Annotated in this window: 14 protein-coding genes and 1 tRNA gene; 11 read left to right on the top strand and 4 right to left on the bottom strand. The window is 74.1% G+C overall.

The genetic code is table 11. The features are described from left to right. The 3 genes from AMK13_RS17120 to AMK13_RS17110 form a co-directional block, all read left to right on the top strand. Positions 1-748: FG-GAP-like repeat-containing protein (locus AMK13_RS17120; protein ID WP_143204555.1), on the top strand; the 748-nt coding region annotated here is incomplete at its 5' end. A gap of 171 nt (positions 749-919) precedes the next feature. Beyond that, a complete protein-coding gene (locus tag AMK13_RS17115) occupies positions 920-1,183 on the top strand; it encodes a hypothetical protein (protein WP_074002931.1) in 264 nt (87 codons plus the stop codon). A 33-nt stretch (positions 1,184-1,216) separates the two neighbouring features. Continuing rightward, positions 1,217-1,293, top strand: a tRNA-Met gene (locus AMK13_RS17110). A gap of 587 nt (positions 1,294-1,880) precedes the next feature. Here the strand turns inward: AMK13_RS17110 and AMK13_RS17105 are convergent. Beyond that, on the bottom strand, positions 1,881-2,318 hold the full coding sequence (locus tag AMK13_RS17105) for a hypothetical protein (protein ID WP_074002930.1): 438 nt from the start codon (positions 2,316-2,318) through the stop codon (positions 1,881-1,883). Between the two features lie 773 nt (positions 2,319-3,091). Between AMK13_RS17105 and AMK13_RS17100 the strand changes: the two genes are divergently transcribed. After that, entirely contained in the window at positions 3,092-3,721 is a 630-nt protein-coding gene (locus AMK13_RS17100) for a hypothetical protein (protein ID WP_143204554.1), read from the top strand. Here the strand turns inward: AMK13_RS17100 and AMK13_RS17095 are convergent. Next, positions 3,718-3,909, bottom strand: a complete 192-nt coding sequence (locus AMK13_RS17095) for a hypothetical protein (RefSeq protein WP_074002928.1) — start codon at positions 3,907-3,909, stop codon at positions 3,718-3,720. The genes AMK13_RS17100 and AMK13_RS17095 overlap by 4 nt on opposite strands. Before the next feature lie 129 nt (positions 3,910-4,038). On the opposite strand from AMK13_RS17095, the gene AMK13_RS17090 reads away from it, so the two are divergent. The 7 genes from AMK13_RS17090 (at position 4,039) to AMK13_RS45940 (ending at position 13,946) form a co-directional block, all read left to right on the top strand. Continuing rightward, the gene (locus tag AMK13_RS17090) at positions 4,039-5,313 is read left to right on the top strand and encodes a competence protein CoiA family protein (RefSeq protein WP_074002927.1); all 1,275 of its coding nucleotides are present in this window, start codon (positions 4,039-4,041) and stop codon (positions 5,311-5,313) included. Between the two features lie 478 nt (positions 5,314-5,791). Beyond that, positions 5,792-8,512, top strand: coding sequence for an AfsR/SARP family transcriptional regulator (locus AMK13_RS17085; RefSeq protein WP_074002926.1), 2,721 nt, complete (start codon positions 5,792-5,794; stop codon positions 8,510-8,512). 127 nt (positions 8,513-8,639) lie between these two features. Next, entirely contained in the window at positions 8,640-9,359 is a 720-nt protein-coding gene (locus tag AMK13_RS17080; RefSeq protein ID WP_074002925.1) for a DUF4232 domain-containing protein, read from the top strand. A gap of 180 nt (positions 9,360-9,539) precedes the next feature. After that, entirely contained in the window at positions 9,540-10,277 is a 738-nt protein-coding gene (locus AMK13_RS17075; protein WP_074002924.1) for a helix-turn-helix domain-containing protein, read from the top strand. Positions 10,278-10,346: 69 nt separating this feature from the next. Then, positions 10,347-11,792, top strand: coding sequence for a CoA transferase (locus AMK13_RS17070; protein ID WP_074002923.1), 1,446 nt, complete (start codon positions 10,347-10,349; stop codon positions 11,790-11,792). Positions 11,793-12,120: 328 nt separating this feature from the next. Beyond that, entirely contained in the window at positions 12,121-12,879 is a 759-nt protein-coding gene (locus AMK13_RS17065; protein ID WP_241852915.1) for an acyl-CoA dehydrogenase family protein, read from the top strand. After that, complete coding sequence (locus AMK13_RS45940) at positions 12,879-13,946, top strand: acyl-CoA dehydrogenase family protein (protein ID WP_049650607.1); 1,068 nt, start codon at positions 12,879-12,881, stop codon at positions 13,944-13,946. Before AMK13_RS17065 ends, AMK13_RS45940 begins: the two co-directional genes overlap by 1 nt. Here AMK13_RS45940 and AMK13_RS45935 read toward each other — a convergent pair. Then, positions 13,930-14,202: a glycosyltransferase gene (locus AMK13_RS45935; RefSeq protein ID WP_380719132.1), complete on the bottom strand. Its 273-nt coding sequence runs from the start codon at positions 14,200-14,202 to the stop codon at positions 13,930-13,932. The genes AMK13_RS45940 and AMK13_RS45935 overlap by 17 nt on opposite strands. Positions 14,203-14,277: 75 nt before the next feature. Further along, positions 14,278-15,576, bottom strand: coding sequence for a glycosyltransferase 87 family protein (locus AMK13_RS17050; RefSeq protein ID WP_074002921.1), 1,299 nt, complete (start codon positions 15,574-15,576; stop codon positions 14,278-14,280). Between the last annotated feature and the right edge of the window lie 294 nt (positions 15,577-15,870).

Raw genomic sequence — 15,870 nt, 5'->3', positions numbered from 1 at the left:
CTTCTCCCAGACGACGGCCGGGGCCTTCCACGGCAAGGGCACCGGCGACCTCGTCGCCCGCGACGACTCGGACGGGCACCTGTACGAGTGGGCGGGGCGGGGAGACGGGTCCTTCGCGGCCAGGACCGACCTGACGGCCGGCTGGGGCGCGTTCTCCCAGACCACCGCCGGTGATTTCCGGGGGACGGGTCATGCGGATCTGATGGCGAGGGAGGACGCGACGGGCAACCTGTACATGTGGCGGGGTAACGGGGACGGTACTTTCGCCGGTCGTGTGCTCGTCACCGACGGGTGGGGTCCGTTCTCGCAGACGGTCGCCGGTGATTTCCGGGGGACGGGTCGTGCGGATCTGATGGCGAGGGAGGATGCGACGGGCAATCTGTACATGTGGCGGGGTAACGGGGACGGTACTTTCGCGGGCCGTGTGCTCGTCACCGACGGGTGGGGTCCGTTCTCGCAGACGGTCGCCGGTGATTTCCGGGGGACGGGGCACGCGGACCTGATGGCGAGGGAGGACGCGACGGGCAACCTGTACATGTGGCCCGGTAACGGGGACGGCACCTTCGCCGACCGGGTGCTCGTCACCGACGGGTGGGGTCCGTTCTCCCAGACGGTCGCCGGTGACTTCCGGGGCACCGGCCGCGCCGACCTCATCGCCCGCGACGACACCTACGGCGTCCTCGACGAATGGACGAACACGGGCGGAGCCTCCTTCTCCCGCGCCTTCCGGCTCACCGACGGCTGGTGACCGGCCGGTCGGCCCCGTCCAACTCCTCCGACTCGTCCTGCCCGGCCAATGCGCTTGCACGGGACCACCGTTCGCAGCGGCGGCCAACCGGGCGGGGCGGCTCGCCGACGGCGAGGAGGGCGGCCACCACCGCACCGACCCCGGCGCGGCGGTGGCCGCCCTACGCCCGACGTGGAACGGGTCGCCTCCCAGAGGAAGGCCCTGGCGGACCTCCAGAGCAAGGCGGGACGCGTCCTGTCCGGAGAGAACGCCGACCGCCTGGCCTCCGCCGTACAGCACCTGGTCGCCGTGCTGACCGCCGCCGGCATCGACTGGCGGCCGCCCGAGCCCCCGACGGGCGAGAGCAAGAACCTGGCCACGGCGGCCCTCAAGCCGAACGAGATCGGCGCGGTCCTCGCGCTGTTCGCCGGTGCCCGGGCCGAACCGAGTTGGTGATCGCCGACTGGTGCCGTACAGTCGGGACCACGACGCGGGGTGGAGCAGCTCGGTAGCTCGCTGGGCTCATAACCCAGAGGTCGCAGGTTCAAATCCTGTCCCCGCTACCACGAATGCCGAAGGGGCGGACACAGTCACGTGTCCGTCCCTTCGGCGTTCCTCGCGCTCTACTGAAGGCGCCGGTTCTTCGGTGCGCCAGCACGCCGGTTGACCTGTTGATCGGGGGATTCCAGCCGGTTCCGGACGCGGCGCCGGAGATTGCCGATGGCGAGACGCCGAGCCGCTCGGCCAGGTCGGTCGGCGAGTGATTGCCCCGGCCGAGCTCGTCGTTCCGGTAGGTGTCGCGGGCGATCGTTCCCAGGTCGACAATGGCCCACGTCGCCAGTACCCGGTAGCCCTCCCGCACCCGGAACTGGGCTTCGATCGCCCGGATTCCCGAGGGTGCGGCCGGCGGCGAACGGGGTTCCGGCGGCGTCGGGAGGCGCCGTGAGCGGGCGGTTGCGCTGGACGCTGCCGCCGCGACCGGGGAGGAAGCGGCGGCCGGCTCCCGTGCTCGGGCTGCGCGACATCGGCCGGTTCGCCGTGGCGGGTTGCGGGTACCGGTTGACCTGCTGCGGCGGGAAGAGTGCCCTCCCTCCGAGGGGCGGTGGCGAGGTGTGCCCCGGGCGGGCCGGGGCACACCTGCGGGAGTCCGGTGTCAGCAGGCCACCACGGTGGAGACGGTGGCGGTCGAGGCGGGCCAGCCGGGCTGGTTCACCGAGAAGGTGTTGCTGACGGTGGCGCCGCACGGGGCGCTGGAGAAGACGCTGCCGACCTGGTTCGAGCCGGCCTGGACGAGGACGGTCGGGTTGACGGGGGCGAGGGGGGCGCCGCCGACGACCGTGCCGGAGACGGCGAAGCCGACGGACTGGGGCTGCCAGGACGGGTCACCGGCCGTGGCCACCCCGTAGAAGCGGACCTGGTTGCCGGTCACCTCGACGCAGGCCCGGGTCAGCAGTGGACCGGGCGCGCCAGGGGTGCCGCAGGTCACGACCGCGCCGACCGGCCCGGCCGGCGCGGCGGCGGCCCCCTGGGCGGTGGCCAGGGTGGTCAGGGTCGCGGCGGCGGCAACGACGGCGATGACGGTGGTCTTCATGGGTGTCTCTCCTCGGGGCAGGGATAGGAGGATGGGCGGAATGTGAAATGTCACATTCCGCTGGTGCCAGCATGGCAGCCCCCCGCACCCTGGGGTGCGGCATCCGGGAAGAAGGCGACCTTCCGCGGGTATCGGCCACCGAATGACCGGAATGGCCTGTCGGTGATCGCGCAAACCCCTGGCCCGACCCGCCCGGGCGGCCGAACCCCCTACCGGGAAAGCAGGGTTCGGCGCCGACGGGTGCGGGGCACGTAGCCCTCTCGCACCCGCACTGCACCGCGGCCGGAGCGGGCGCCGGCGACGGCGGTAGCCGCCAGTGTTCAACTCTCTTGCTTAGGAAGGGACTTGCCGGCCGGGCTGGGCATCGCCTTGCGAGATCGCCGCGTACAAGTCCGCCGGCCGCTCGGTGCCCGGCCGGCTCGCGGCCAGCGCCGACCCCACCCCGTACGACGGCTAACTGCGCGGGTACATGGCCGCGGTGGGCGTCGCCCGCGGTAACGGCGGGGGAGTGGTGGTGGTGTGAGAGTCCCGTCGGATCGGCGCCGCCCCCACGGCCTGCCCGTCGTCCGGGAGCCGCCTGTCCAGACCGATGCCTGGGCATCGCGCTGCACCCGGTCCGGGTGAGGGTGGCATGAGGGGTCAGGGGTCGGACGGTGCCGGCCGTGTTCCCCCGGGATTTGCGAAGGCCGGGGCGCCGTCGAGGGCGGCGTGGCAGGATCGGCGGCACAGTCACGTTGAGGGAGGGTTTTGTGGCTCTGAGTCACGATGAGTGGGTGCTGCTGGAGGCCGTCGCTGCCGAGAGTTCGGGCTGGCTGGCCGGGGAGCTGCCCCTACAGCGCCGGATCGCGGAGCACGGGACCGTGCGCCGGCTCGTCGGAGCGAAGGTGTGCGAGTTCGCGAGTCCCGAACTGCTCGACGGTCTCGCCGTCGGCGAAGCCCGCCCGGCGTGGGCGGTTCGCGTAACCGGCCTGGGGCAGGACCTGCTGCGCTACCGGGCCCTGCGGGACCGTCCAGCCGAGCAGCCCGTCGTACCGGTGGACGACTGCGTGCCGGACACCACGATCAGCGTGCGTGCCTTCGACATGCCCCTTCTCCACGCCGTCCGCGAGGACGCGAAGGCCGGCCTCCTCCCTGGGGTCGACGCCGACCTGCTGGGCGCGGCGATCGCCAGGGCGCGGACCGTAGAGGGCTCCAGCCGGCGCAGCGTGGACGTCACCGAGGCAGAGCTCGCCGTGATCCTGAAGGTGTTCTATCTGGAGTCCCTGCGGGGCGGCGGTGCTGCTGGCTACCGGCACGTCCTGCGCTCGTCGCCTCTGGCAAACGCCTTGAGGCCCGATCCGTACCGCCCGGAGGCGACCGTTGTGCGGCCTCGCGCCGCTGATTCCGCCGCGCTGGCCCGCTAGGGCCGGGTGGGTTTCTCCGTGATGCCGATGCCGGTGGCGACCCGGGCGAGGACGTCTTCGGCCTGGTGGTCGCCGACGTAGGCCGGGACGGTGGTCGCCGCGTTCCGGACGGGTGTGCCCAGGTCCTCTCCCAGGCCCTTCGCGGTACCGCGGATGCCCGCAGGTCCGCTGGTCGGACCGGCGGGCACGGGTGGAATTCAAACAGAATGCCGGACCCTGTTGACCGTGGGACTGATGTTATTCGAGGCTTTTATTCGCCGATTCTAAACATTCGCACCGGTGTTTAAATTGCCGCTTCCTGTTTCTATTCTCCGGATATGGCGAACGGAGTTTTCCACACCGCGTACGGCATCGAGATCAACCTGACCATGCCCGACCTCGGCCATCCGGGTCGGCCCGGCCTGCTGGAGGAGGTCACCACCCCGATCGACCGGCGCGAGCGCGAGCTCCTGGAGTGCCTGGAGCACCACCGCGACGGCGCCTGCCAGGCCGAGGAGGACGGCCGGTCCCCGTGGATGACGATCCGCCGCCGGACGGTCGGCGGCCGCACCGTCTGGGTGGCCGCCCACCTGCCGGTGCGCCACACCCCCACCCCGGAGGAGAGCGCGAAGCACCAGGCGATGAAGGAGCGGATCGCCCGGGCCGCCGAACGCCACGGCCACCGGGCCGAGATCGGAGCCCGCGCGACCGACGGCCGGATCCGCACCGACGTCCTCGTCACCGGCGACGACGGCCGGCGGATCGGATGGGAGGCCCAGTACTCGCCGATCACCGCCGACACCGTCCGCCGCCGCTCCCGCGCGGCCGCCGAGCACGGGATCGTCCCGCTGTGGGTGACCGACACCGACCGCTCCGCCGTCGTCGAGCGGGCACCCTGGGCCCGGGTCGACGACTTCAGCTGGAAGGAGATCGCCTCCCCGCTCGCCATGGTGGTGCGCGCCGGGGTGCGGCACCTGCAGCAGTGGAAGTGCCTGCCGAGCAGCGTGCGGCCCTGCCCGGTCAACGGCAGCTCCTGCGGGCGCTTCCACGCCGAGTGGTTCCTGCCCGCGCTGTGCCTGCCCGCGAAGGCGCCCACCGAGGTCGACCAGCTCGTCGTCGCCAGCGCGGACGGCGAGTTCGTTCCGATGCGCATCCCCGACCAGCGCGACCCGCGCTCCGTCTCCCGGATGTGGGTGCCCGCAGTCGATCGGGACCGCTGGCACGACATGTTCGGCCCCGACGAGGACGAGGACTCCCCGGCCGAACCCGGGGCCGGGGACGCCGGCATCACCTACACCCGCCAGGAACTCGACGCGACCTGCCGCTACGGCGAGGAGACCTTCACCTTCAACGACCCCCGGCCCCGGCGCGGGAACTCCGCGGGCACCGGCCTGCACACCTTCGACGAGGTCCCCGAACGGCTGTTCACGGTGCCCCGGCAGGACCGCCGGCTCGACGCCACCGAGACCCAGCGCCGCGAAGCCGCCCTCGCCCACGGCTGCGAGCCCTGGCAGATCGGCCCGTGCGCCGGCTGCGGGACACCGATCCGCCGCTACGGCGACACCGGCGTCCACGCCTGCGAGGCCTGCCGGGCGAGGACTGCCCGACGGTGAGCACCAGGACCAGCACGGTCGGCTTCCACAGGACCGCCCGGGGACTCGGGGGCACGGGGCGGGCGGGGCGAGGCCGTCCCTCCGCCACCCGCCGCCCGGTACCACCAACCGGGCGGCCGGCCCCCTCGGACGGGCCGTAGTCGCCGCCGGTGCGGGCGACGCTCTCCCGGGCCCCGCGCCCGCCGAGCAGCGCGGCCCGGGTGGCGAAGTCCGGCAGCAGCAGGCGCAGCGCCCGGCGTCAGTACAGCGCGGTCAGCAGTCCTGCCCCGTCGGGCCCCGGCGGTGTGCCACCTGGCGCTGCCGCCGCGTTCAGGGGGTGTCGGCGGCGCAGCTCGCGCAGCAGTCGGTGTCCGGCGAGGGTGCGGGCCGGGGCGCAGAGCAGTCGAGTGGGAGTACGTGGTCGGTGACGGAGCGGTGCGGTATCCGTGAAGTTCGACCTCCCGATCCCCAGTAGCCATCGGACGATAGGGTTCCGTCCATGGAGTTCCAGGTCCTCGGCCCCGTGTCGGTCAGCGGGAGCGACGGGCCGTTGCCGCTCGGGCCCGCCAAGCGGCGCAGCCTGCTCGCGATGCTGTTGCTGCGGGCCAATGTCGCGGTCTCGGTCGACACGCTCACCGAGGCGCTGTGGGACGACGAACCTCCCCTGCACGCGCGCACCGTGATCCAGGGCCATGTCTCGCGCCTGCGGGCACTGTTGGCGGGCGTCGACGCATCGGCGTACGGCGTCGAGCTGAGCACGCGCGGCTCCGCGTACCACCTGGAACTGCCGGAGACGCTGCTCGACGCCCACCGCTTCGACGGCCTGGTGGCGCTCGCCCGCCGTGCCACCGACCCCGGTGACCGGGCCGCGCTGCTCACCGAGGCGCTCGCCCTGTGGCAGGGCCCCGCGCTGGCCGGCGCCTACCCGTCGCCGCTGCTGCGCTCCGCCGCGCACACCTTGGACGAGGCGCGGCTCGCCGCGGTCGAGCTGCTCGCCGACACGTACGTCGCGGGCGGCGAACACGAGCGCGCTGTCCAGCTGTTGCGGCCGGAGACCGGGGCCCATCCGCTGCGCGAGCCGCTGGCCGCCCGACTGGTCGAGGCGCTGCACCACGCGGGGCGTTCCTCGGAGGCCCTGGACGCCTACCACCGCGCCCGCCAGGTCCTCGCCGACCAGCTCGGCGCCCGCCCGGGCGCCGAGCTGACCGCCGCCTTCACCGTCGCTCTCGGCCCCGAAAGCGCCCCCGCGGTCCGGGCAGATGCGCCCCAACCCGTCCTGGAGTCAGTGCAGTTCCGGCCCAACCTGCTGCCCCGTACCCCGCGCGGATTCCACGGCCGCACCGTCGAGAGCGCCGCGCTGACCGCGGCCGCGGCCGGACCTGACGGGCCGGTCGTCGTGGTCACCGGGCCCGCCGGAGTCGGCAAGACCGCGCTGGCCGTGCGCTGGGCGGCCGACCGGCACTCCGACTTCCCCGACGGGACGCTCTACGCCGATCTGCGCGGGTTCAGCGACACCTCGGACCCCGAACCGGCCGAGCTGCTGCGGGAGTTCCTCGTCGCTCTCGGCGTTCCACCGCGCCGGATGCCCGAGTCGGCGGACGCCGCCGGTGCCCTGTTCCGCTCGCTCACCGCCGAACTGCGCCTGCTCGTCGTCCTCGACAACGCCCGTACCTCCGCCCAGGTGCGTCCGCTGCTGCCCACGGGACCCGGCTGCGTCACCGTCGTCACCAGCCGTGCCCGCCTCGCCGGTCTCGTCGCCTCCGACGCCGCCCGCGTCCTCGCCCTCGACGTCCTCGCCACCGACGACAGCGTGGCCCTGCTCACCCGTCTCCTCGGCGAGCACCGCACCGCCGCCGATCCCCAAGCGGCCCGGCGTACAGCCGAGTTGTGCGGCGGGCTGCCGCTCGCGCTGCGGGTCGCCGCCGCTCGGCTCGTGGAACTCCCCGCCCTCGGCCTCGCCTCCTTCGCCGACCGGCTCGCCGACGAGCGCCAGCGGCTCGAGCTGCTCGCCGCCGAAGACATCGGCGTCGCCTCCGCGCTGCGGCTCACCACCGCCCACCTCCCCGCCGACGCGGCGCAGCTGTTCACCGCGCTCGGCCATCACCCGGGCACGCACGTCGACCGGTTCAGCGCCGCCGCGCTCGCCGGCACGACCCCGCCGGACGCGGCCCGCGCCCTCGACTGCCTGGTCGCCGCGCACCTGCTCACCGAGACCGCCCCCGGCCGCTACGTCCTGCACGACCTGGTCCGGCTCTACGCGCGTGGCCAGAGCCGCGACCCGGCCGCCCGTGCCGCGGCCCGGCTGCGCCTGTACGACCACTGCGTGGCGACCGCGCTGTCCGCGTCCGAGGTCGCGGAACCTGGCGGGGAGCCCGCCTTCGTGCAGCCCGATGACTTTCAACAGCCGCCCGCAGTACGGGACTTCACCAGCCGGGAGGAGGCGATCGGCTGGTTCGCCGCGGAACGCGACGACCTCGCCCTGATCGCTGCCGCGGCCAGCGCCGAGGACCGGCCCGAGCGGGCCTGGCGGATCGCGGTGACCCAGTGGCCGCTCGTCGTCTGGCGGGTCCTCGCCGACTGGGCGCCCACCCTGGAGGCCGCCCTCGCCGACGCCCGCTCCTGCGCCGACCCCTATGCGGAGGCCCGCGTCCTGACCCTGCTCGGCTGGGTACTCGCCGAGGAGGGCCGCACCGCCGAGGCCGTCCGGCACCTGCGCGTCGCACCCGAACTCGCGGCCTGCGCAGGCGACGTACTCGGCGAGGCCACCGCCCTGGTCAACCTCGCCGCGGCCCTCCCCGACGACGAACCCGGCGCCGCCGAAACGGCCTGCACCCGAGCCCTCGCGCTCGCCACCGAGGCCGACGACGCACACACCCGGATGCTCGCGCTCCAGCACCTGGCCCGCATCCACCTCGGCGCGGGCCGCCACCGGCAGGCGTACGAGGCGGCCGAGGTGGCGCTCGGCCTCGGCCCGGAGCACGAGGCGGTCGCCCGGCGGGTGCTCCTGCGCACCTGGCAGGGCGAGGCGCTGGCCGGGCTCGGCGACACCGTGGCCGGGCGGCGCTGCCTCGCGCGGGCCGCGCTCGAGGCCGAGCGGACCGGCTACGACGCGGGCGCCGTCACCGCGCTCGATGCCCTGCTGCACATCGCCGACCAGGACGCACTGCCCGAACTGCGGCGCCGGCACGCGGCGGCACACGCCAGGATCCGGGCGCGTTAGCCAGGCGTTAGGACCGCCGCCGCGCTCGTTAGTGATCTGCCAGCGCGCCGCAACACCCTCGTTCCTGCAAGGGGAAGCGACCTCGTACAGGATCGCGACCCACGAACGAGAATCGGGGGAACCAGCCATGCGCACCACCACCCGTCCCACCCTGCTCGCCGTCGGCGCCGTCGCCGCGCTCGCCCTGTCCCTGACCGCCTGCAACGACGTCAGCGGCACGCAGGACAGTGGCGCCGCCGGCACCAGCGCGTCAGCAGCCGCCCCGTCGGGTTCCACCTCGGCGTCGGCGTCGGCGCCGGCTGCGGCCTCGGCATCGGCTGCGGCCTCGGCGCCGTCCGGGGGCAAGACGAGCACGAGCGGTGGAGGCAAGACGTCCTCCGGCGCCGGTAAGGGCGGCGTCACCGCGGCCTGCACGACCAAGAACACCTCGGTGGCGTTCCTCCAGTCCTCGGGCCACGCCAGTGACGCGCAGCCCGCCGCCGCGACCCTCAAGATCACCAACAGCTCGGGTGCCCCCTGCACCATCGTCGGCCCGACGACCGTGGTCGCCGCCGACGACCAGGGCAAGGCGAGCCCGGTCTCGGGGGACAACTCCACGGCCGGCTCGGCAGCGGTCGACATCCCGGCGGGCGCCGCGGTGGTGGCGGACGTGCTGTACAACGACGTGAACGGCGAGGGCACCGCGTCGGCCCGTTACACCTGCCCGGTGCAGGCGTCCCACGTCAAGGTCGCGCTGCCCAAGGACGCGGGCACCACGGTGAACGTCATGAAGGCGAACGGCTCGCCGGGCGGCGTCTTCAGCGTCTGCGGCACCGAATTCAAGGTCGGGGCCTTCGCGGCACGGTAGGGCCTGGCGCGGCCCCGTCCGTTCGCGCGATCCTCGGCATGACGGCGTGGATCAGGCGCCGGTGTAGGCAGGTGCAGGTGCCAGGCCGGGGCCGGCCTGCTCGTCGGGTGGCGGGGGAGAACCGGCGGGCCGTGCCGGCGTGATCGGCCGGCGACGTACGACAGGGACAGGGCGGGCGGGATGAGCGAGCACGGCCGACGACGGCCGCACCGCACGGTGGACCGGGTCGTGTGGATCCTGGAGGCCGCCGCGCGGGCTCCGGGCGGGGTGACCGTGGCCGAGTTGGCGCGGGCGGCCGGGGCGCCGGCGAGTTCGGTGCAGGACCTGGTCAACGGGCTCGTCGCGACGGGGTTCCTGCTGGAGCAGCGCCGGCGCTACCGGCTCGGGCCCGCCCCGCACGTCCTCAACCTCATCGCCGGCCGGGTCGTCCCGCGGATCGGCCAGGCCGAGCTCAACGAACTGAGCCGCGTCGCGGGTACCCCGGTGCTGCTCACGGTGCGGGTCGGGCTCGACGCCGTGCACCTGGCGCGCGGCGGCGAGGACGAGATCCCCCGCCTCCTGCCGCTGGCCGACGAGCACATGGCCCGGCCGCTCCTGCGCACCGCCGCGGGCCGTCTGCTGCTGGCCCTCACCGACGAGGCGGAGCGCCGCGGGCTGCTCGACGAGCTCGCCCGCCACGACCCCGAGGCGGTCGCCGAGTTCCGCCGCGCTCTTCCGGGGATCCGGGCGTCGCGGATCAGCCGCAGCGAGGGTCTGGCCGATCCCGAGGTCAGCGCGCTCGCGATCCCCGTCACCGACGGCCCCGTCGTCACGGGCGCCCTCGTCCTGACGCACCGGCGTCGTGGCCGCTCGGAGCGGCTGAGTCTGGACCGGGCGGCGGCCCGGCTCCTCGCGCACATCCAGGAGGGGCGGACGTGACGTCCGCACCGGTTCACGGATATCCGTGAACGCGGGCGCTCGTGCCGTGTCGGGAACGAACATCCCGGCATGACTTCGAACCCGCTGACCACGGCCGGGCCGACGCCTCCGCCGTCCACCGCCGAGATCGTCCTTTGGCTGCTGCACACGCTCGGCGACCCCGATCCGGCCCGGGGGGCCGAGGACGTCACCGTCGTCGGGGCGGATCCCCTGGTGCCCTCGGTGCACCGCCTCGCCGACGCCATGTCCGCCGCGATCGGTGTCTTCGGGCGGCAGACGGCGGCGGTCGGCGAACAGCGCGGCCACCCGCACCAGAGGGTCGAGGTGCAGGCCGGGGCCGCGATCGACCAGCTCATGGCGACGTACCACACGACGCTCTCGGGACGCCCGCTCCTCTCCCTCCTCGACGACCCGACCCTGCTCGGCAACAGCGACTTCTACCGGGCGCGCGACGGCCGGTGGATCTTCATCATCACCACCTATCCGCATCTGCGGGACGCGGTCCACTCCGTGCTGAGGTGCGGGCTCGACAAGGTGGGGATCGCGCAGGCCGTGGCCGGCTGGGACGCCTTCACGCTGGAGGAGGCCGTCTGCGCGCGGGGCGGCGTCGCCTGCGCGGTGCGCAGCCGGGACGAGTGGCTCGCGCACCCCGCGGGGCGGTACGTCGAGCAGCGCCCGGTCGTCGAGATCGAACGTGTCGGCGACGGACCGGTCCGGCCGCTGGAGCTGATCGGTGCGGCCGACGAGGCGCTCGCGGGCGTACGGGTGCTCGATCTCACCCATGTCATCGCAGGCCCCGTCGCGGCGCGGCTGCTCGCCCAGTTCGGCGCCGACGTGCTGCACCTGTCGCGTCCCGACCGCCCCGACCCGATCCCGATGATCGCGATGACCGGCGGCGGCAAGCGCAACGCCTACTGCGACCTGCGCGACGACCACGACCGTGCGGCCTTCCACGACGCGCTCCAGGACGCGGACGTCTTCGTCCACGCCTACCGGGGACTTGCCCGGCACGGGGCGTCGACCGAGGAACTCGTCCGGCGCCGCCCCGGACTCATCACCCTCGAATACCACGCCTGGGGCGCCGACGGTCCGTGGGGCGAGCGCGGCGGGTTCGACCAACTCGCCTGCTCGGCAACCGGATTCGCCATCGAGGAGTGGACCGACCGGCCGTCGCTGCCGCCGACGTACCTGCTCAACGACTACCTCGCCGCCTACCTCGGGGCCGCCGCCGTCGCAACCGTCCTGCGCCGGCGTGCGGCGGAGGGCGGCTCGTGGCGGATCCGCGTGACCCTGGCCGGGGTGTGCCACTGGGTGCGAGAACTCGGTCTGCTCGCGCGGGAGGACGTACTCGGCCTGCCCCGGCCCGGGCGCGCGCCGCTCGCCGCGCTGTCGACCACGGAGACGGACTTCGGCCCGCTCACCGAACCGGCGACACCGTTCGCGTACAGCGGGCGCACGGTCCCCCAGCCCGGCCGGCGGACCCCGCTCGGGTCCGCTGCGCTCCAGTGGCGCTAAGCCACTTCTACGCGACCAGCCCTGGCAACCGAAACCGCCGCCCCCTGCCGACCGATGCGGCGAGTCCTTTCGCATCCGCCTCGTCGGCGCCACGCGTCCGCCGCCGCCCGTACCGCACCACCGTTCACCCACCCCACCCGACACCCCAGGAGGCACAGCCCGATGTCCGAGCAGCCGAGCGGCCCGTCCGGCCGCCGGCGCCCCGGTCAGCGCCCACTGGGTCTCCGACCGGCAGGCCGGCCCGTCCGTCCTCCAGCACGGCACCGAGGAGCAGCGCCGCTTCTTCCTGCCCCGGATCGCCGCAGGGCAGTGCTTCTTCTCCATCGGCATGAGTGAGAAGAGCAGCGGCTCCGATCTCGCCTCGGTCGCCACCCGTGCCGAACGGACCGCCGACGGCTGGCGGTTGACCGGTACCAAGATGTGGACCGGCGGCGCTCACGTCAACGACTACGCCATCGTCCTCGCCCGCACCGATGAGGCCGAGGACAGGCACGCCGGCCTCAGCCAGTTCATCGTCGACCTGCGCGCCCCGGGCGTGCGGGTCGAGCCGATCCGGCTGATGAGCGGCGAGCACCGCTTCAACGCCCTCCACCTCGAAGGCGTCGACGTCCCCGACGGCATGCTGCTCGGGCAGCGGGGCGACGGCTGGAAGCAGGTCACCGGCGAACTCGCCTTCGAACGCAGCGGCCCCGAACGCTACCTGTCCACCTTCCCCCTGCTGGTCTCCCTGCTCCGCGAACTGGAGCGGCGCCCCGCGACAGCCGAACAGCTCACCCAGGTCGGCGTTCTGGCGGCGCGTCTGCACGGCATCCGCCGACTGTCCCTCGGTGTGGCCGCCGCCCTGGACACCGAAGCCTCGCCCGACACCCAGGCCGCCCTGGTCAAGGACCTCGGCACCCGCCTGGAGGGCACCCTGGTCGACACCGTCCGCAGCGTCCTGCCGACCACCGCCGACCCGCACGCCACCCCCGGCAGCCACCCGGAACTGCTCGCCTTCGCCCTGCTGCACAGCCCCGGCTACACGCTGCGCGGCGGCACCAACGAGATCCTTCGCGGCATCATCACTCGCGATCTGGAGCAGCACTGATGAACACCCACACGATCGACACCAGCACCCCCGTCATCTCCGCCGACGCCTACGACACCACCGCCTTCCACGCCGACGCGGACTCCATCGCCGCCGTCACCAACACGACCGCCCCGGACGCCGTGGCCCTCCCCGCCCCGGACGCCCCGACCGCCGAACTCCTCGCCGCCGCCCAGGAGGCAGGACGCCGCGCCGTCCCCGCCCCTCTCGCCGAGACCGCCCTGGTCGCCCGCCCGCTGCTGCGCCGGGTCGGTCTCCCCGTCCCCGACGGCCCGCTCAGCTACGCCATCGCGCCCGAGCTGACGATCCGCTACGCCCGTCCGGCCGCCTCCCCCGTCGGCTCGGCCGGCTGCCTGGGCGACGACGACACCCTGCTGGTCACCGGCACCCTGCGTCGCGTCCCCTGGGCCCGCACCGCCACCGCCGTCACCGTCCTGGCCGCCGCCCCCTCCGGACCCGTCCTGTTCACCCTCGCCCCCGACCGGGCCGTCCTCACCCCCGGCGGCAACCTCGCCGAGGAACCCCGCGACGACCTGCACCTCCCCGCTCTCGAGATCCCCGCCTCGCAGGTCCGCCGGATCTCCCCGGAACTGCTCGACGAGGCCCGGCTCCGCGCAGCCCTGGCCCGGGCCGCCCTGATCGCCGGAGCCGCCGAACGCTGCGTGGAACTGACGGTCGCCCACACCACCGCCCGCACCCAGTTCGGCCGTCCGCTCAGCCGCTTCCAGGCGGTCAAGCAGGAGGAGGCGCGGCTCATCGAGGAGGCCGCCCTGGTACGCGCCGCCGTCCAAGCCGCGGCCACCCCCCTGGACACCGGCGGGGTGGCCGCCCACTTCGCCGTCGCCGCCGCCAAGACCCAGGCATCCGCCTCGGCCGCCGAGATCGCCCGCATCGCCCACCAACTCCACGGCGCCATAGGCATCACCCGGCTCAACCCGCTCCACCTCGCCACCACCCGCCTGTGGTCCTGGCGTGACGAGGACGGCGACGAAACCACCTGGGCGCCCGCCCTGGCCCGGTCCGTCACCGCCGCCACCCTCTGGCCCACCCTCACCGCCACGCCCTGACCCCTCGCCCCGCGCCTGTCGTCATTCGCGGTGGTCGACAGGGTGGAGTGCCGCCCACGACTCGTCCCGTCTCCCCGTCGAGCACGGCGTCCGGGGCACCGCCGGAGTTGCCGACCAGCACCGGCAGGCCGGCCGCCGCCGCTTCCAGGAACACGATGCCGAGCCCCTCCACGGGGAGGGCGTTGTCGAAGGCGGCGGCGCCCGGGGTGGAGGACGTGTAGACGACGACGCCGTCCGGGGCGAAGCGTTCCGTCATCGCGTGGACGAAGGTCTTGATCCCTCCCTGTCGGGGCGGGAAGTCGTTGGTGACCACGAGTGTGCGCGGCACGGTTCAGGCCCGGCGGCCCAGTCGCCGGAGCAGGGCGTGGGTCCAGCGCAGTCGGCGTCGGGGGGCGTGACGGCCGGTGGGGTGTTGCCGGGGGACGGCGACGGTGCGCATGCGGTCTCCTGGATCGAGGGAATCCGGGCGGAGCCGGACCCAGCCGACCAGGACGAACGGCACCACGAGGTAGCCGAAGCGGGTGGCCGGGGCCAGACAGATGGCGAGGGCCAGCCCGAGGGCCAGCCGGTCGGAGGCGGCGACGACGGTCCGGGGCGGGTGGGTCAGGAGCGAGGTGCCCACCGCGGCCGCGGCCAGCGCCAGGAGGGCGAGGGCGAGCGCGCGGCCCCCGGGCACGTGGGCTGCCAGGAGATGACCGGGCAGCGGGCTGTCCGCGGGGGAGGCGGTGACGCCGGCGCCGGTGGGGAACAGCACCGTGTGCTCCAGGAGGGCATTCGGGGTCGCCAGTACGGACGGGATCACCACCGTCCCGGCGACGGCGACGGTGACGGCGAGGGCCCGCAGCGCCGCGCTCCGTCCCCGGACCGTCGCGAGCAGTACGAGCGCGACCGGGACGAGCGGCCAGGCCGTCCACTTCAAGGAGGCCGCCGCGCCCAGCGCCAGTCCGGTGCCGCCCGGCCGCCCGGTCCCGGCCAGCGCCAGCGCCAGGCACATCAGCGCGCTCACCGGCAGGTCCACCCCTCCGACGGCCAGTGGGAGGGCGACGGCGGGGAAAGCGGCGAGTGCCGCCAGCCCCACGCTTCCGCGACGCCCCGCGGTGATGCGGGCCGAGACGGCGATCACCGCGAGGAAGGACAGCGTGAACCACCAGCGCGCGTCGCCGGCGACCACGTCGCCCAGCAGCGCGTGTGGCAGGCCGAAGACCGCCATGCCGGGAAGGTAGGGGTTGTAGTCCGCGAGGGCGGCGGGCCGGTCGAGGTACGGAACGCCCGTGGACAGCAGTCGCTCACCCGAGCGCTGGACGACGTCGAGCTCCAGTTGCCCCTGGCCACGCAGGACCAGCAGGACCAGCGGGACCAGGACCGACCCGGCCGCGGCCACCTGGACCGCCCGGCGCCGCCACACCCCCTGCCCGAGTCCGCTGAGCAGTGCGGCCGCCAGGTACCCCCCGGCCGCGGTCGCGCCCCACACCCGGTGAGGGCCGAGGGTCGATGCCAGGCCCAGTCCTCCGGCGAAGAGCGCGCACAGCGTCCAGGCGACGACGGGCGGCAGCCGGTGTGCCCACCAGGCACCGGGCTCGGACGCGGTGGTGGAAACGGTGCGGTGCGTCAGCAGACGTGGTGCGCTCAACCGGCCCAGCCTCCTTGGTCGGGATGTGCACACCAGTCTCGGGATCCGGGAGGCCGGGATCGTCAAACCGGGATGCGATCCCGGGCGTCAACCCGTGGTATGACGCCGACCCCCGCTATCAACCCGTCAGTTGACGACGATCACCGTCCTCTCCCGCAGAATCGGGGCATGAGTCCCGTGTGGCGCTCCGCGTTCGCCCACCTGCAGGCCCGGAGCCGTTCGGCCGCGTTCCCGTATGCCACCGGGGTAGTACCCGCGGTGGTCGCGGTCGTCGAGATCACGTCCGCCGGCATC

The organism is Streptomyces sp. CB02056, assembly GCF_001905545.1.
Classification (GTDB): domain Bacteria; phylum Actinomycetota; class Actinomycetes; order Streptomycetales; family Streptomycetaceae; genus Kitasatospora.
The sequence above is the reverse complement of the archived record's forward strand: the minus strand, read 5'-3'. Positions and strand labels throughout refer to the sequence as shown.